Origin of the sequence: Neoroseomonas lacus (genome assembly GCF_014644535.1) — a bacterium.
GTDB classification, from domain to species: domain Bacteria; phylum Pseudomonadota; class Alphaproteobacteria; order Acetobacterales; family Acetobacteraceae; genus Neoroseomonas; species Neoroseomonas lacus.
On sequence record NZ_BMKW01000011.1, the window covers coordinates 1 to 17,706 of the forward strand.

Genomic DNA, 17,706 nt, shown 5'->3' on the forward strand with positions numbered 1-17,706 from the left:
CCGCGCCTGCGAATCGCCCCGGCCAGGGCCGGCAGCCACCGGGAAGTCACGACCAGGCGCCGCACCGGACGTCCCGCACCGGCACAATGAAAGGCCCGGCAAAGGGCACCGAAGCCGACTTCCCGCATGGCGGGAATTTTGACACGAATTTCTACTAAAGCGGGTATCCGCTGGGCGCCTAATCTGGCGGCCGCGAACCATCCGGACATCACGCATGACATACACGCTTGGCCTTGGAATCCTTGGTGCCGCGAACCAGTGGTATCTTCCTGGCACTGACATCGCGCCATTGCCGTTGCCGCCCGTCGGGGCGCCGCCGGTGGTCGGCGCCATTGCCGAGGTGTTGGTCGCGCCCATCGGATCCGGGGCGGTCTACGGCGGCAGCATACAGGTGACGGACGGCCCCTCTGGAATCCTGGTGGACGTCCTCGGCGCCTGGAACAGCGTCAAGAATGGCAGCTTTATCTCCGATCAGGCTGAGCGACTGACCATGTCCGGCTTCGTCCATGCCGATGTGGAGCTTGGCGGCGGCGGCGATTCCTTCGTGCTGCTGGAGGGCGCCAAGCGCGGCAATGTCGTGACCGCCGAGGGCGACGATGTCATCACGATCCAGGTCGCCACCAACGGCGCGCTCTGGGTGAACGAGTTTCGCCTCAATACCGGTGCAGGCGACGATGTGGTGACGGTTGGCGCCCTCGACATCGCCAACCGTGCCGCTGCGGGCGACGCCACCTTTGCCGCGACAACCAACGGCGCCGGGGCCTTCACCGGATATGATGCGGGCACCCTCGTGATCGCAGCGCTGGGCGACGGGGACGACCGCTTCCTCGGCCTCGGCGACAGCCGGGACAACGTGCAGGGCGGCGCCGGCCACGACAGGATTGCGGCCGGCCGTGGCGAGGACGTGCTCTCCGGCGGGGCGGGAGCCGACATGTTCCGCTTTGCTATCGGCGACGGCGCGGACCAAGTGCTCGACTTCACCCCCGGCGAGGACCGGCTGGTCTTCCTCGGCCTCGACGTCGCCGCGGTGCAGGCCATGCTGGACAATGCCACTACCGAGAATGGCGGTGCCCTCCTGGGCCATGACGGCGACAGCGTCTTCCTGGCGGGGATCACGCCTGACTTGCTGTCGCTCAGCGACCTTGTCTGAAGGAATGCCCGAAGGGCGGCCCTTCACTCCCTCTGACCCTTGATGGTCGCCGCACCGCGCTGGCGCAGGACCACCAGATCCCGCAGGCCGGACAACGATGCCTCGCGCACCGCGACCACCTCGAAGGCGGCGCCCCAGACCTCCGAGAGGTGCGTCTGGCTCCGAAGGACGCGCCGCCCAGCCGGCGCCTCCATGGTCGGCACCATCCCGTGCCTCAGCCATTGCAGCAGTCGAGCGGTGCCGCCGGCGCCATCCAGCAGGGCGGCCGAGCCCGGCATGCCGAGCAAAACCAACCCGGCTGGCGCCAACGCCGCCACCAGCGCGGCGACCAGCGCGGCGTCGCCCCCCCGGCTGGGTGGGTCGAGGCCGTCCAGCGCCAGGATGGCACCCGCGTCGCCCGGCGGCGGCAGCCCCGCCGTGGGCAGCAGGTCGAGGAGCGGCCCATGCGCGGTCATGCTGCGCCCGGTCACAGCGCGCAGCGCCTCGGTGGCGGCGCGCCAATCCATGGCCGAGGCCCAATCGCCATCCGCCGCGGCGGGAGCCAATGGAAAGCCGCCAACGGGTTCCCAGAGTTCCTGTGGCGCGGTCCCCAGACGCAACCGGCCGCCGCGACCAAGCAGGGCGGCCGGCAGATGGAAGTCGTAATGCGGCCGAAAGGCGCCCGGTGCCAGCCCGAGCGCCGCGCCGGCCTCATCCTCGATCGCTTCGAGCGGTTCGATCTGCACGCGCGCCTCGCCGAGGAACAGCCATGGTGGTTGCGCCGAGGGCTCGCCGCGCGGCGCGATGGCCCAGACCTCGCCGCCAAGCGAGCCATCGGCCTGCCACCGCAGCGCCTCGATCCGCCAGAGTCCACGCCGGACGGATTCGCGCCGCCAGGCGGCGGCCAGTTCCTCGGCCGGGTCGGCAAGCCGCGCCTGAGGCCGATGGAGCAGGGGCAGTGGGCCAGCCCAGACGCGCAGATCCTGTACCTCACGCCCGAGCAGATGCGGCGGAACAGCGAGGGTGAAGCCCGCCGCCACCCCCGGCGGCGGCCCCGCCGGCGGGGCGCCCTCGGCTGCGCTCTCGGGCACCGCCTCGGCCACCGTCCGGCCGGCGATCTCGAGGCGGAGCGGTACCGGCGCGTCGCTCCCGGCATCCCAGGCCCAGCCACGAACGGCGCCGCCACGCAGGCTGGACACCGCGCCGCGCAGGCCGGCGCCACCCGTCGGCGTGCCGCGTCGCCGGGCCACGACAAGGTCCTGATACTCGAAGGGGGGTGCGCTGCGCGGGCACCAGGCGCCGGGGCGCCATTCGGCATCGAAGCCGGCGGCGTCGAACAACGCCAGCATCTCGGCCGCGTCATAGGCGACCGCGTCCTCGGGTACCGCGGGGTTGGACAGGCGGGCAATGCCATGCCTGGCGGGAAACGCACGGTCGGCCTGGCCCGCCGCCAATGCGGACCGCGCTTCGGCATCCAGCACGAAGAAGGTCGCGACCAGGACGCCCCCGGGCCGGCACAGCCGCGCCGCCTCGGCGAGGTAGCGGACCATGGCGTCGGGCAGCAGGTGGGTGAACAGCGAAAAGGCGACGACGCGGTCGAAGCGTTCCTCCCACGGCACCAGCGTCGCCGCGGCCGCGGCGATGCGCCCTTGGGGGTTGGCGTAGGAGTTTCGGATGTCGGCATGGTGGAAGCGAAAGCGCGAATCGACCTCGGCGACGTGGCGCCGGCACCAGGCGATCGCCTCGGCGGCGGCGTCCATGCCGAGGTAGCGGCCGGCCGGACCGAGCCGCGCCGCCAATGGCATCGCCAGGCGTCCCCACCCGCAGCCTATGTCGAGCACGGCATGGTCGGGCGCCAAGCCGCCCGATTGCTCGAGGGCCTCGCGCAGCAGCAGGCCGGTGGCCAGGAACTCCTCGGCCCCGGTCGAACCGACGCGGCGGATCGCCGTCGCATCGGGCACGGGGAAGCCCGGATTGGCGAGAAAGGCACGCGACTCAGGCCGGGCCAGAACGTCGGCGTGCCGCGCGGATAGGCTAATCGTCATAGTTGTGTTATTCATATGTTATTCCCGGTCAGATCGTTTTTCTATCATAAAATACCCTCTATGGTTGTGGTTCTAGCCTCCACCCGGCAAAATTGTATGCATCGGACGAATCATATTCCACCTGCGCGTTTGCTTCTCCTCGCCACCAACCGACTCCGCGGCAAGCGTCTGGCGGATGGCCTGTCGCGGCGCGGGATTGCAGTGCAGATGGCCTCGGGCGCCGACGCGCTGATCGAACAGGTTGGCCAGGCCCCCCCCGATGCGGTCCTGCTGATGCCCGACTGCCTCAACAGCGCCGATGGAACAACAACGGTTCTCCGGCTGCGAGCGGTCTCCGGCATCCCATGCCTGGTGATCGCCCTGCCCGGCGGCGCAACGCTGGACCGGGTAGCGGCCCTCGATGCTGGGGCGGATGAGGTGCTGCACGGCGGCATCCCGCTGCCGGAAGCCATTGCCCGCATCCGGGCCGTGTTGCGCCGGGCGCGCCCGACGATGGTGCCTGAGGCATGGCAGCTGATGGCGACCGGGCGGTGCCTCCTCGCCCCCAATGGAGAGGCGCAGCACCTGACCAGCGCCGAATTCGCGCTGGTCGCGATGCTGGCCGCCGCCGAGGGCGCTCCAGTCGATCGGGACGCGATCTGCCGCCAGGTGTTCCGCCGCCCCTGGCGCCCGGACGACCGCGCCGTCGACAGCCTGGTCAAGCGCCTGCGCCGCAAATTGCCGGCCGACGCCATCCATTCGGTGCGCGGCGTCGGTTACGTGCTTACCGCCACCGTCACCGCCTCGCCGGCTCATGTGCAATTTTGTGCACCGCACACGGTTCGTTCTTCGATCCTCGGAAATGCAACCTATAGTGGCATTACTGATGGTCGATACGACCGAGACACCTGAGGGGAGACCTTTGCAATGGCCGATTTCGCCACCCTGCCGGGCGGCCTGCTGTTCGGTACCCATGGGGCCGACCTGGTGGATGCCGACGTCGACATCCCCGGCAGCTTCGACAACCTGATCGCCACCTTCGGCGGCGCCGATACCATCCATGCCGGCGCCGGCGACGACCTGGTCTTCACCGGCAAGGGCGGCGACGTCGCCTATGGTGATGCCGGGGACGACATCATCTTCGGCGACAAGGGCAGCGACCTGCTCAGCGGCGGCACCGGCGACGATCTGCTCGACGGCGGCAAGGGCGACGACGTGCTGTCCGGCGATGACGGCAACGACGTGCTCTTGGGCGGCGACGGCGCCGACATCGTCTCGGGCGGCGCCGGCAACGACGTGGCCGATGGCGGCAAGGGCGACGACATCGTCAGCGGCGGCGAAGGCAATGACCGCCTGACCGGCGAAGACGGCGCCGACACGCTCTCGGGCGGTTCGGGCGACGACTGGGCCGCCGGCGGCAAGGGCAATGACTACGTCATCGGCGGTTCGGGCAGCGACACGCTGGTCGGCGGGGCCGGTAACGACACGTTGGTCGGCCAGAGCGGCGGCGACACCTTCTACTTCGAAAGCGGTTTTGGCCGCGACGTGGTGCTCGACTTCCATCCGGGCGACGACGTGATCGCGATCAAGGCGAACATCAACGGCACCGGCATCACCAGCCCGGCCGACCTCGCCAGCCATATCTCGAGCGACGATACCGGCGCGGTCATCAACCTCGGCGGCGGCGACCAAATCAAGTTGGTCGGCGTTTCGAGCGAGGATCTGGCCGACAACCTGTCCAGCTACGTCCGCATCGTCTGAGGCGCAGCTGGACACCGACCTCGCCATCGCCGCGCCGCCTGGGAGGGCCATCGGCCGTCCTGGGTCGGCGTCCTGCTTGGTACCGAGGCTGGCCGTGACGACAAACGGGCTGCTGTTGCTCGATATCGCCGGGGCCGAAGCGCTACCGGCCGGGGTGGCACGCCTCACGATCGATGGCGCTCCTCTGCCGCCACCGAGCGCGTCCCTTCTGCTCGACGACGGGGCGTCACCGCGCCTCGTCCACGCCACGCGCTTTCGCGGCGCGCTGCGGCCGGGCATGGCGGCGGTGCTGCATCTGGGCGGCACTGCGGCGGCCGCCTTCGCCATGCCCGCGCCGGTGACCTTCGCCGACTTCGCCGCAGGCTTCGGCTCGAATGAGCGGGCCGCGCTGCTGCGCTTCCTCGCCGCCACCTGCGCATCGATGTTGCGCGCCGCCGCCGACCCCGGCCTGGCGGCGCTGTGCCGCGCGCTGGCGGCACCCCGCGGTGTGGCGCGTCGCCTCGCCCGGCCGGTCGGAGAGCTTTCCGCCTGGCACGTCGGCGCCGTGCCAGACGGGCTATGGCGCCTGCTGACGCCGACCGGCATCCGCGCGACGGGCACCGCGACGCGCGGCGTGCTCGTGCTCGACGCAGCGCCGCCACCGGGCGCTCTACTGCTGCCACCGGGTCTGCGTGCCCCGATGCGCCTCGCCGTGCCGGCGGACCAGCTGTCGTTGACGGCGCTAGTACGGCACGAACTGGCCGGACAGGGTGCCGCCCCCGCCGTTCTGCCGGCGCTCGCCGCCTGCGCCACCCGGGACCCGCGCGCGGCGGCCTTGCTGCGGCAGGCACAGTTGCTCGCCCCCGCTCGCGCCACGCGCGTCGAGGACGCCGCCGGGCCGGTTGGCGCGGGGCTCGACATCGCGGTGTCGGACCATGGTGGCGGCGTCTTTCTCTGCGGCTGGCTGCGTGACCCGCTCGGCCTGGTGACCGCGATGGACCTGCGCGGACCAGGCATCGACCATGCGCTGCCCGACGACGCGCTGCATCGCGTGGCCCGGCCGGACCTAGTCGAACGCTTCGCCCGTGCGCCGCTCGGCGACGCCGGAGGGCGACCGGGCTTCCTGGCCCATCTGCCGGCAGCCGATCCGGCACGGACGGCGCAATGGCGGCTCGCCCTGCATCTGGCGGGCGGCGGCAGCATCGAGGTCACCGCACCGCCCGGCCTGATGCCGGCTGCCGCGGCGCGCGACCTCGTGCTGCGCGCCGCGCATCCTTCCGCCGCCAGCGCGACACTGCTTGACGACTGCCTGGCGCCGGCAGCGGCGTCCCTGCACCGCGCCGCCCTGCGCGAGGCCGCCGGCGCGCCCGAGGTCATCGCCTTCGAAGCGCCGGTCGCGGCGCCGCGGGCAAGCCTGATCGTGCCGCTGTATCGCAACCTGCGCTTCCTGCGCTTCCAGCTCGCCGCCTTTGCCCGTGACCCACAGACGCGCGCCGCCGATCTGATCTACGTGCTCGACAGCCCGGAGCAACGCCACGAGGTCGAACATCTGTTGCGCGGCATGGCGGCGATGCTGAGCCAGCCGATCCGGCTCGTGGTGATGCCGCGCAACGGCGGCTACGCGATGGCCTGCAATGCAGGGGCCGCGGTCGCGCGGGCCCCAGCATTGCTGTTCCTCAATTCCGATGTGCTGCCGGCCGGTTCGGGGTGGCTCGGTGCGATGCTGCGACGGATGGGCCGCGACCGGCGGCTTGTCGCGGTCGGGCCGCGGCTGATCTTCGATGATGGTTCCATCCAGCATGCCGGGCTGCTGTTCCGCCGTGGCGAGGATGGGGTCTGGCTCAACGACCACTACTGCAAAGGCTTCCCGCGCCATCACGCGGATGCGCAGCGGGCGCGCCGCGTGCCGGCGGTCACCGGCGCGGCATTGCTGGCGCGGCGCAACGCCTTCGAGGCCGCCGGCGGCTTCTGCACCGACTACATCGTCGGCGATTTCGAAGATTCCGACCTGTGCCTGAAGCTGCGTGCCGCCGGTGGCGAGATCGCCTACGAGCCGGCGGCGGAGCTGTTCCACTTCGAACGCCAGTCGATCGCGCTGCATGATGGCCACGCGCGGACCCTGGCCGGCGTGGTCAATCGCCGCCTGCACCATCGTCGCTGGGATGGTGCCATCGCCGCGTTGATGGCGCGGTTCCCGGCAGCGTGACGGTTATGCGCATCCTCTTTCTCACCCACAATCATCCGGCGCTGCAGGCCGGCGGCACCGAGGCCTTCGCGCATGGCCTGTTCCGCGCGCTGCGCGACGACCACGGCGCCGAGGGGCTCTTCCTCGCCGGCACCACCGCGCTGCTGCGCGAGAAGCGGCCCGGCACCCTGCTTCAGGCGGCAGGCACGGCCGCGGACGAGATGCTTGTCTCGCTCGATCACTTCGACCGCTTCTATCTCTCGCAGGGCGATGTCTACGGCTTGGCCGCGCTGGCGCCGTTGGTCGAGCGCTTGGCGCCGGACGTGGTGCATCTGCATCACCCGCTGTTGTGGGGCATGGAGGGCATCGACTGGCTGCGCCGTGCCGCGCCGCGCGCCGCGATGGTCGCGACGCTGCATGATTATTTCGCGCTGTGCCCGCGCGAAGGCCAGTTGCTGACGACAGAGGGGCGGCTGTGCCGGGTGCCCGCGCCGGACGCCTGCCGGCGCTGCTTCCCCGACCGGCCGGGCAGCGACTTCACCTTGCGTGACCTCGGCATCCGCAGCGCCTTCACTGCCTTCGACGCGCTGCTAGCGCCAAGCGAGTTCCTGCGCGGCCGCTTCGCCGCCGCCGGCTGGGATGCGGCACGCATCGGCGTGCTGCGCAATGCCGTCGCGGCGTCGGCACCGGCGCCGCATCGCATGGCACCGGACGGGCGGCGCGACCGCTTCGCCGTGTTCGGCAACGTCAACCGATTCAAGGGGACATTGGTGGCGATGCGCGCCTCGGCGCGGTTGTCGCGCGATGGCGTCGCGCATGGCCTCGCCATTCATGGCGGCACCGCCTGGCAGGACGACGCCTTCCTCGACGAGTTCACCACCGCCCTCGCCGCCGCACCCGAGGCCGGCCACCACGGCGCCTATCAGCCCGATGAGGTCGCGGCGCGCATCGCGGGCGCCGATTGGGTCGTGGTGCCTTCCATCTGGTGGGAAAACGCCCCGCTGGTGGTGCTCGAGGCCTTCCGCCATCGCCGTCCAGTGATCTGCGGCGGCATCGGCGGCATGGCCGAGGCGGTGCGCGACGGCGTGGACGGGCTGCATGCGCCGGTTGGCGACCCCGCGGGCCTTGCGGCGGTCATGCGCCACGCTGCCGAGGCGCCGGGCCTGTGGGACCGCCTGGTCGCCGGGATCCGCCCGCCACCCGACTTCACGGCCGCCGCCGCCGAGCACCTCGCGCTCTATCGCAGTCTGATCCCCGAAAGGAGGTCTCGCCGTGCCGTCCGACACCGCGCCGCCGCTCACCCGGTCTGAGCCCGCACCCACGCCGGCCGCCGAGTTGCACGGGCTGGTCGACAACGCCGCGCCCGACCGTCTCTATGGCTGGGCGTGGAACGCCGCCGCGCCCGCCGAGCGTGTCGCGATCGAACTGCGCCTTGGTGCCGCGACGGTATTCCGCACCACGGCGGATTTCGCCCGGCCGGACCTTGCCAAGGCCGGCATCGGTGATGGCTGCCACGCCTTCGAGATCCCGCTCGAAGCCGAGTGGATCCGCCGCCGCGCCGAATTCGCCATCGTGGCACGCGCCGGCGATGGCACCGAGACGCCAGTGCCGGTGCGGATCCGCCGCGCCGCCGGAGAACCGGCCGAGGCGGGGATGCAGCGCGCGGTGGAAGCCGTCGCCGCCGGCCAGCGTCGTCTGCACGAGGATCTGCGCAGCATTGCCGCCCGGCTGCCCGAAGCGGGGGAGCGCGCGGCGCTCGAAGCGCTGCTGCGCGCACAACAGACCCTATCGGAACAGGTCGAGACGCTGACGCTGTGGCTGACGCGGCTCGATGAACGGCTGGCCGTGCTGCCGGAGGCCGCCCCGGCACCGGCGCGGCGCGGGCCGGATGGCTGGACCATCGGCCTCGCGGTGGTGCTGGTGGCAGTTGGCGTGGCGGCGCTCGCGCTGTCACGCGGGTTGGGTGGCTGACGATGGCATCGCTCGCCATGGCCGGGCTTTCCGCGGAGCTCGCGCGCAGCGCGCGGGCGGCGGCGCTGCTCGGCCTGGCGGGCGCCTTTGGACCCTTCGCGCTCGTCATGCTGACGGTGCAGTTCTACGCGCTGGTGGTGCCGACCGGCAGCATGTCGACCGCGCTCGGCCTGGTCGCCGGCTTCGCCCTGGTGGCGGTGACCGTGGTGGCGCTGGGCCAGATCCGCCAGCGCCTGCTGCTGGCGGGAACGGAGAGGCTGGTGCGCCGCCTGACCGCGCGGGCGCTGCCGGCCGCGACCGCCCGTGCCACGCAACCGGGCGTGGCGGCCGAACAGGCGCTGCATGACATCGAGGCGGTGCGCCGCGGCGTGGCCGGCCCGCTGACGTCCTTCGCGCTGGATGCGTTGCTGGTGCCCGCGCTGTTGCTGCTGCTCGCGACCTTCCACTGGGCCTTCGCGCTGTTTGCCGCCGCCGCCGCATCGCTCGCGCTGGTGTTCGGCCTGCTGACCGACCGCGCAACGCGCGAGGCGCTGGTCGAGGCCAACGACGCCACCGCGCAGGCCGCCCGGCTGGTCGCCGATGCGGCCCGCGCAGCCGAGGCGGTCGAAGCGATGGGCATGTTGCCGGCACTGGTGCGTCGCTGGGCCGCTGCGCTCGCCCGCGGCACCGGCGGGCTGCGCCGCGCGCAAGGCACCGCGCGGCTGGCGCAGGCTGCGAGCTTCACGCTCTACGGCATCGCCCAGGGCGGCGCGGTGGCGGTCGGCGTGGTGGTGCTCGCCGAGGGCAGTTCGGTCGGCTACGGCATTCTCGCCGGGCTGCTGCTGACGGCGCGGGTGATGGACCCTTTCTCGCGCCTTGGCGGGCAGCTCGAGGATGCGGCGGCGGCGCGCGCCGCCTGGCGGCGGCTCGACCGGCTGTTGGTGGCCGCCGAAGCCGCGCCGGCGGCGGCGGCCAGCGCCTTCCCCTGCCCGGAAGGGCGGCTGGTGGTGGACCACGTCACGCTGGTCTTCCCCGGTTCGGCACGGCCGCTCCTGCGCGATGTCAATTTGGTGCTCGGCCCGGGCGACGTCGTGGCGCTGGCCGGCCCGCCGGGCACCGGGAAGTCGACGCTGCTGCGCCTGCTGCTCGGCATCCAGGGCAGCAATGCCGGCGACGTCTTTCTCGACGGTCACGCCACGGCGCAATGGGACCGCGCCGACCTTGCGCGGCATGTCGGCTACCTGCCGCAGGAACCCGTGCTCGGCGATGGCAGCGTGGCCGAGGCGATCGCCCGGCTGGACGAGGTGCCGGATATGCCGGCGGTGCTCGCCGCGGCGCGTCTGGCCGGGGCGCTGCGCATGGTGGCCGGCCTGCCGCACGGCTTCGCCACGCCGCTCGGTGGTCGGGTCGCGCTGTCGATGGGGCAGCGCCAGCGCGTCGCCCTCGCCCGCGCGGTCTATGGCGCGCCGCGCCTCGTGCTGCTGGACGAGCCGGCCGGCTACCTCGACAGTGAGGGTGAGGCGGCGGTGATGGCGATGATCGGGACGCTGTCGGCAGCCGGCACGGCGGTGGTCTTCACCTCCCATCGCGAGGGCCTGCTGCGCGCCGCGACCCGCGTGATGACGCTGCGGGACGGCATGCTGACGGAATTGGGCGAGCGCCGCCGCCTGCTCGCCGCGCCGTCGCCGCTGGCCGCGCTGGAACGTCCGGCGCGTCGCCTCGCCGCGCCGGTGGCGGCATGAGCGCGACGCTGCGCCTGCGCGGGCCGGTCACGCCAGCCAGTGGCGTGCGGCTGCCGGTCGCTGTCGTGCTGTTCGTCTGCGTGCTCCTGTCGGTCGCCGTCCAGGGCACCATGCTGACCACGCCGCTGCTGACGATGCATGTGTTCGACGGCGTGATGCAGAGCCGCAACCTCGACACGCTCTGGGTGCTCGCCGCGGCGATGCTGGTGGCATTGCTGCTCGGCGGCACGCTGCAGTTCCTGCGCGCGGCGCTGCTGGCGGCCCTTGCCGAACAGGTCGGGCGCCGGCTGCAACTGCGTGCCCTGGCGGCGTCGGTGCGGATCGCGCTCGGCGGTGACCGCACCGCGGCCGGTCGCGTGCTGCAGGATGTGTCGGCGCTGCGCCGGGTGCTCGGCGGCTCAGTGCCGGCCGATGTGCTGGATCTGCTCTCCATCCCCGTCGCCTTCGGCTTCCTGTGGCTGCTGCATCCGCTGTTCTTCGTCGTTGCGCTGGCGATGACGCTGCTGCAGGGCGGCATCGGGCTGCTCGCCGACGGTGCGACGCGCGACACGGTCGCCGCCGCCGCGCTGGCGGAAGGGCGCAGCCGGCGCGCTCTGCTCGGGCGGCTGGCGCAGCGTGACGCGGTGCTGGGGCTCGGGTTGCTGACGATAGTGCTGGCCCGCTTCGCGCCGGCGCAGGCGCGGTCACTCGACGCCCGCTTCGGCGCGGAACGGCGCGCGCGCGCCCTGGCCGGGCTGCTGGAGCTCGCGGTCTTCGCGCAGCAGATCGCGATCGTGAGTGCCGGCGTATGGTTGCTGATCGGGCAGCGGATCTCGCCCGGCTCGATGCTGGCGGCGGCGACCATGGTGTCCTTCGCGACGCGGCCGGTGGTGCATCTGGTGGGGCATTGGCGGGACTGGAGCGAGGGCATCGCCGCCGCCACACGGCTCGTCGCGGTGGCGCGGCGCGGCGCCCCGCCTGCCCCGGTGCCGGGCGATCCGTCAGCGCCCGCGGGATTGCACGCCGAGGGCCTGACACTGCGCGCGCCGGGGGCACCGAAGCCGCTGCTGCGCGACCTCGGCTTCACGCTGCCGCCGGGCGGCGCGTTGCTGCTCGCCGGGCCGAACGGCGCCGGCAAGACGACGCTGATCCGCGCCCTGCTGGGTCTCGCCGAACCCGAGGCCGGGCGCGTGCTGCTCGACGGCAGCGACACGCTGCGCACGCCGCGCAGCGAGACCGGACCGCGCATCGGCTACCTGCCGCAGGAGGCGCAATTGCTCGATGGCAGCGTGACCGACAATGTCGGCCGTTTCGAGGATGCCGGGACGGCGGCGGCGGTGGCCGCCGTGCGGCGCGTCGGCGCGCATGACGCGATCGGGCGCCTGCCGCGCGGCTACGACAATGCCGCCGGGCCGGAGGCGGGGCTATCCGGCGGACAGGCCCGGCTGGTTGCCCTCGCGCGCGCCTTCCACGGCGCACCGCGGCTGATCGTGCTCGACGAGCCCGAGGCCGGGCTCGACGGCGCGGCACGCGCGGCGCTGCGCGAGGGCGTCGCGGCGGCGCGGGCCGAAGGCGCTGCCGTGCTGCTGGTATCGCATGATCCGACCGCCTGGCGGGGCATCGTCGATGGCGTGCTGCGGCTGAAGGGCGGCGGGGACTGGGCGTTGGAGATGGCGACATGAGCGCCGCCGCCGACGCGCTCGAAGCCGCCTTCGATGCCGCCGTGCCGCCGCCGCGCATCGGCCGGCTGGTGGCCGCCGCGCTGGTGGTGCTGTTCGCCGGCGTCGGCGGGTTGCTCGGCTGGGCGGCGCTGACGCCGATCGAGCGGGCGGTGATCGGCCAGGGGTCGCTGATCGCCGAGGGGCGGCGCAAGACCGTCACGCTGCTCGAAGCCGGGATCCTGCGTGCCCTGCTGGTGCAGGAGGGTGATCGCGTGACGGCGGGCCAGCCGCTGTTGCGGCTCGATACGACGCAGGCGGATGCGGCCGCGGCGCAGGCGCGCGTCGCCTTTTGGGCGCAATCGGTTCGTGCGGCCCGGCTGATGGCCGAGCAACAGGACAGCCGGACCATGAGCCTGCCCGAAGGCGCCGGCGCGGCAGGGCGCGTCGACCCGGGCATCGCCTCGGTCATCGCGGCGGAAACGCATCTCTATGCGGCGCGCTGGGAAGCCTATGAGGGCGCGCTCGGCGTCAGCCGCACACGCATCGCGCAAATGCAGGAACAGATGGCCGCCATCGCGGCGCAGCGGGAGGCGACGGGCACGCGTCTGCGTGCCATCCGCGAGGAATTGGACGGGGTCACCCAATTGGTTGCGCGCGGCTTCGCGACGCGGACGCGGCAATGGGAGCTGCAACGCGCCGAGGCGGAACTTGCCGGCAATCTCGGTCAGTACCAGGCGCAGGAAGCGCAGGCGCTGCAAGCGATCGCGCAGGCCGAGCTGGAGATGGCGAATACCCGGCTCAACCGCCAACAGGAGGTGGCGCGCGACCTGCAGGACGCGCAGGCCCAGCGCGCCGATGCGCAGCAGCGGCTGCGCGGCGCGCAGGACGTGCTCGACCGGCGCCTGGTCACCGCGCCCGAGGCCGGCGTGGTCACCGAGATCCGTTTCTTCACGCCAGGCAGCAGCATCGGCGCCGGGCAGCCGGTGCTCGACCTCGTGCCAGTCGATGACCGCCTGGCTGCCGAGGTGCGCCTCGCGTTAACCGATGTGGAGAACGTGCATGTCGGCCAGAAGGCGCGGCTGCGCCTGGCGGCGTTCCGCACGCGCGAGGTGCCGCTGGTGGATACCGACGTGACCTACGTCTCGGCTGACCGGCAGACGGATGCGCAGGGCAATTCCTATTTCGTGGCGCGGCTCGCGATCGATCCGGCGATCGCCGCGAGCCTGCCGCCCGGAGCGACGCTCGCGCCCGGGATGCCTGTCGAGGCCTTCATCCTCGGCGAGCGGCGCAGCGCGCTCGACTACGTGACGCGACCGCTTGCCGACGGCCTGCGCCGATCACTGCGGGACTGAACGATGGGCAATCTCCCGCACCCGACCCTTCGCCGCCTGACCTGCATGACGAGGCCCGCCGCATGACTGAGTTCTTTGCCCTGCTGGACCGCCGCCGCGCCGGACCCGCGATGGCGGAGGAGGTGCCGGAACCATCGCCGCACGAACCGATCGCGGCGGAGGCGATCCGCGCCGTGCACATGATGACGCTGGCGCGCAGTGGGCTGTTCGATGCGGCCTACTACATCGCCACCTATCCCGACATCGCCGCGGCCGGGATCGAGCCCTTCGCGCATTTCTTCGACCACGGCTTCACCGAGGGGCGGCGGCCGAACCCGTATTTCGACCCGCTGTGGTACCTCGCGCAGAACCCTGATGTCGCCGCGGGCGGGTTGAACCCGCTGTTCCACTACGCCCTGCACGGCGACGCGGAAGGGCGGCGGCCAAGCCCGCTGTTCGACCCCGCCTGGTACCGGACGCGCTACGACATCCCGGCCGGTGAACTCGCCCTGGCGCATTGGCTGAAGCATCGTGCAACGGGACGCTTCAGCCCGATCGCCGACTTCGATGCGGAATACTATCTCGGGCGCAACCCGGACGTTGCCGCCGCCGGTGTCGATCCCTTCGAGCATTTCTGGTTCCACGGCTATCGCGAGGGTCGCAACCCGTCGGCGGAATTCGATGTGCGCTTCTACGCCCAGCGCTACCTGCGCGGGGATGTCTCGGAGAATCCCTTTCCGCATTGGCTGGCGCATCGGCACGAGCCAGGGGTCTTCGGCCGGATGCCGGATGACGAGGCTTCGGTGCCTCGCGAGGTGCGGCGCTTCACCAGGCCTGGTCCGGATTTCGAAGAATTCCGCCCGCTGCCGGCGGATGCGGCGAAGCGGGTGAAGTTGCTGGCCTACTACCTGCCGCAGTTCCATGCCTTCGAGCAGAACGATGCCTGGTGGGGCAAGGGCTTTACCGAGTGGACCAATGTCCCGCGTGGGCTGCCGCGCTTCCGCGGGCATTATCAGCCGCGCGTGCCGCGCGACCTCGGCTTCTATGCATTGGAAGGCAACGAGACCTTCCGCCGCCAGGTGGAGATGGCCAAGGCCGGCGGCGTGCACGGCTTCGTCTTCTACTGGTATTGGTTCAACGGCACGCGACTGATGGAGAAGCCGGTCGAGCGCTTCCTCGCCGACGCGTCCATCGACATGCCGTTCTGCCTGATGTGGGCGAATGAGAACTGGACGCGGCGCTGGGACGGCGCCGAGAGCGAAGTGCTGATCAGCCAGGACTATCGCCCCGACGACGATGAACGGATGGTCGCCGAGTTTGCCCGGCATTTCCGCGACCCGCGCTACATCCGCATCGGAGGGCGGCCGGTGCTGATGGTCTATCGCCCGGCGCTGATCCCGCAGAGCAAGTCCACCGTCGCGCGCTGGCGCCACCTGTTTCGCGAGCAGCATGGCGAGGACCCCCTGCTGGTCATGGCGCAGGGCTTCGGCGACACCGACCCGCGGCCACATGGCCTCGATGGCGCCATCGAATTCCCGCCGCACAAGCTGACGCAGAACCTGGAGCCGATCGCGACCGGGCTCGACATCCTCGACCCCGACTTCACCGGCAAGGTGCACGAGTATGAGAGCGTGGTGCGCGTCTCGCTCGAGGAGGCGGCCCCGGACTTCCCGCTGATCCGCACCGCGGTGCCGTCCTGGGACAATGACGCGCGGCGGCAGGGCACCGGGCTCGTCATCACCGGCAGCACGCCAGCGAAGTACGAGGCCTGGCTAGCCGCACTGATCGAGCATGCCGGCAAGCATCCCTTCCATGGCGAAGCCATCGTCTGCGTCAACGCCTGGAACGAATGGTGCGAGGGCGCCTATCTCGAACCCGACCTGCATTTCGGCAGCGCATATCTGAACGCGACCGGCCGCGCGGTGACCGGCCAGACGCGCCTGGGCGAGGAGGCACCGCCGCGCGTCCTTCTCGTCGGGCACGACGCCTTCCCCGGCGGCGCGCAGCAACTGCTGTTGTCAATCGGCACGACGCTGCGCCGCGCCTTCGGTGTCGAGGTCGAGTTCCTGCTGCTCGCCGGCGGCGCGATGGAGGCGGCCTACCGCCGGGTGGCGCCGACGACGGTGGTGGCCGGGGCGGCCGCCCTGTCCGCCCGCATCGGCGCTTTGGCGGCGCGCGGCTGGCGGCATGCCATCGTCAACACCACCGCCGCCGGTCCCGCCGTCGCGACGCTGCGTGCCGCCGGTCTCGATGCGGTGCTGCTGGTGCACGAATTGCCGCGGTTGATCCGCGAGAAGCACCTGACCGAGAGCGCGCGCGCCGGCATCACCGCCGCGCGCTCGGTGGTGTTCCCCGCGCCCTTCGTGCGCGACGAGGTGCTGTCCACCCTGGGGCTCACCGCCGATGAGCATTGCGTGCTGCGGTCGCAGGGAATCTACAAGGACCTCACCGCGTCCCCCGATGCAGCGGCGGGAATCCGTGCGGAACTTGGCCTGGGCGTGGAAGACCGGCTGGTGCTCGGCATCGGCTATGCCGACATGCGCAAGGGTTTCGACCTGTTCCTGCAACTGTGGCGCCTGCTGCGCTGGCGTGGCCGGCGCGGGGTGCACCTGTGCTGGCTCGGCAGCATGGACCCGGAGATGGAAGCTTGGCTGGCGGAGGAGATCGCCGTCGCTCGCGACACCGGCACCTTCCACATGCCGGGCCGGCGCGATGATGTGGGCGCCTTCTTGCGCGCGGCGGATGCCTATGCGCTGACCTCGCGCGAGGACCCCTTCCCCTCGGTGGCGCTGGAGGCGCTGGCGGCCGGCTTGCCGGTCGTCGCCTTCGATCGCAGCGGCGGCATCCCGGGCCTGCTGGCCGAGACCGGCGCGGGCACGGTGGTGCCTTATGGCGACGTGACGGCGATGGCGGAAGCGCTGTCCGGCGTGCTGCGGACAGCGCCCGAGGATGCGACGCGGCGGCAGGAAGCGGCCTCGCGCAAGCGGCTTGCCGCCTCGCGCTTCGCCTGGCGGCCCTATGTGCGGGACCTGCTGCACCTGGCGGTGCCGGACCTGCCCTCGGTCTCCGTCGCCGTGCCGAACTACAACTACGCGCGCTACATGCCCGAGCGGCTTGGCTCGATCTTCGCGCAGTCGCTGCCGGTGCGCGAAGTGGTCGTGCTCGACGACTGCTCGACCGATGACAGCCTCGCGGTGATCCGCGCGGTGGCGATGCGGCACGGGCGCGAGATTCGGCTCGAGCCGAACGAACGGAACTCCGGCTCGGTCTTCGCGCAGTGGCGCAAGGCGGCGATGCTGGCGCAGGGCGACTATCTCTGGATCGCCGAGGCGGACGACCTCTCCGACCCCGACTTCCTGCTGCGCGCGGTGGCGCGCATGAAGGCCGACCCCGCCATCCGCTTCGCCTTCACCGACAGCCGCAGCATCGGCGTCGACGGCGCCGAGATCTGGCCCGACTACAAGGGGTACTACGCGACGCTCGAAGCCGGCGCGCTGGCGCGCAGCGAGGTATTCGCGGCGGATGACTTCGTCCGCCGCTTCCTCGCGGTGAAGAACCTGGTGCTGAATGTCTCGGCCGTCGTGTGGCGGCGCAGCGCCCTGCTCGAAGCGCTGGAAGCCTGCGGCGATGCGCTCGCATCCTTCCGCATGGGGGGGGACTGGCGGTTGTACCTGCAGGCCCTGGCCGCACCAGGCGCACGCGTGGCCTATGAGGCGGCGCCGCTGAATGTGCATCGCCGCCACGCCGCCAGCGTGACGCATGCCCTCGATGCCGACCGCCATGTCGCCGAGATCGCGCGCTGCCACGACTTCGCGCGCGAGGCTTTCCCCGCCGCCACGAAATCCGCGACGGCACAGCGCGCCTATCTGGCGGAGGTCGCGGCGCAACTCGGCGCCGCCGCCCCGCCGCCCCCGAAACGGCGCCGCGCGCGCCGCACAACAAGCCGCGCATCATGAAGCGGCGCG

Annotated in this window: 11 protein-coding genes; 10 read left to right on the forward strand and 1 reads right to left on the reverse strand. The window is 71.9% G+C overall.

The genetic code is table 11. From position 1 onward, the window contains the following. The first annotated feature begins 214 nt into the window (after window positions 1–214). Window positions 215–1,150, forward strand: a complete 936-nt coding sequence (locus tag IEY36_RS20780) for a calcium-binding protein (protein ID WP_188970376.1) — start codon at window positions 215–217, stop codon at window positions 1,148–1,150. A gap of 23 nt (window positions 1,151–1,173) precedes the next feature. Here IEY36_RS20780 and IEY36_RS20785 read toward each other — a convergent pair whose 3' ends face one another. Continuing rightward, on the reverse strand, window positions 1,174–3,174 hold the full coding sequence (locus IEY36_RS20785; protein WP_188970378.1) for a class I SAM-dependent methyltransferase: 2,001 nt from the start codon (window positions 3,172–3,174) through the stop codon (window positions 1,174–1,176). A 60-nt stretch (window positions 3,175–3,234) separates the two neighbouring features. On the opposite strand from IEY36_RS20785, the gene IEY36_RS20790 reads away from it, so the two are divergent. The 9 genes from IEY36_RS20790 (at window position 3,235) to IEY36_RS20830 (ending at window position 17,697) form a co-directional block, all read left to right on the forward strand. Beyond that, window positions 3,235–4,065 carry a response regulator transcription factor gene (locus IEY36_RS20790; RefSeq protein WP_188970380.1) on the forward strand — a complete coding sequence of 277 codons (831 nt, stop codon included), beginning with the start codon at window positions 3,235–3,237 and terminating at the stop codon, window positions 4,063–4,065. A gap of 15 nt (window positions 4,066–4,080) precedes the next feature. Then, window positions 4,081–4,914 (forward strand): calcium-binding protein, encoded by an 834-nt coding sequence (locus tag IEY36_RS20795; RefSeq protein WP_188970382.1) that lies wholly within the window; start codon window positions 4,081–4,083, stop codon window positions 4,912–4,914. Between the two features lie 94 nt (window positions 4,915–5,008). Next, the gene (locus IEY36_RS20800) at window positions 5,009–7,099 is read left to right on the forward strand and encodes a glycosyltransferase (protein WP_188970384.1); all 2,091 of its coding nucleotides are present in this window, start codon (window positions 5,009–5,011) and stop codon (window positions 7,097–7,099) included. 5 nt (window positions 7,100–7,104) lie between these two features. Continuing rightward, entirely contained in the window at window positions 7,105–8,388 is a 1,284-nt protein-coding gene (locus tag IEY36_RS20805; RefSeq protein ID WP_188970386.1) for a glycosyltransferase family 4 protein, read from the forward strand. Continuing rightward, entirely contained in the window at window positions 8,351–9,049 is a 699-nt protein-coding gene (locus tag IEY36_RS20810; protein ID WP_188970388.1) for a hypothetical protein, read from the forward strand. The genes IEY36_RS20805 and IEY36_RS20810 overlap by 38 nt, the downstream gene beginning before the upstream one ends. Window positions 9,050–9,051: 2 nt before the next feature. Continuing rightward, a complete protein-coding gene (locus tag IEY36_RS20815) occupies window positions 9,052–10,770 on the forward strand; it encodes an ATP-binding cassette domain-containing protein (protein ID WP_188970398.1) in 1,719 nt (572 codons plus the stop codon). Continuing rightward, complete coding sequence (locus tag IEY36_RS20820) at window positions 10,767–12,431, forward strand: ATP-binding cassette domain-containing protein (protein WP_188970407.1); 1,665 nt, start codon at window positions 10,767–10,769, stop codon at window positions 12,429–12,431. Before IEY36_RS20815 ends, IEY36_RS20820 begins: the two co-directional genes overlap by 4 nt. Continuing rightward, entirely contained in the window at window positions 12,428–13,762 is a 1,335-nt protein-coding gene (locus tag IEY36_RS20825) for an HlyD family type I secretion periplasmic adaptor subunit (RefSeq protein ID WP_188970409.1), read from the forward strand. The genes IEY36_RS20820 and IEY36_RS20825 overlap by 4 nt, the downstream gene beginning before the upstream one ends. A gap of 62 nt (window positions 13,763–13,824) precedes the next feature. Beyond that, window positions 13,825–17,697 (forward strand): glycoside hydrolase family 99-like domain-containing protein, encoded by a 3,873-nt coding sequence (locus tag IEY36_RS20830; RefSeq protein WP_188970411.1) that lies wholly within the window; start codon window positions 13,825–13,827, stop codon window positions 17,695–17,697. Window positions 17,698–17,706 lie beyond the last annotated feature (9 nt).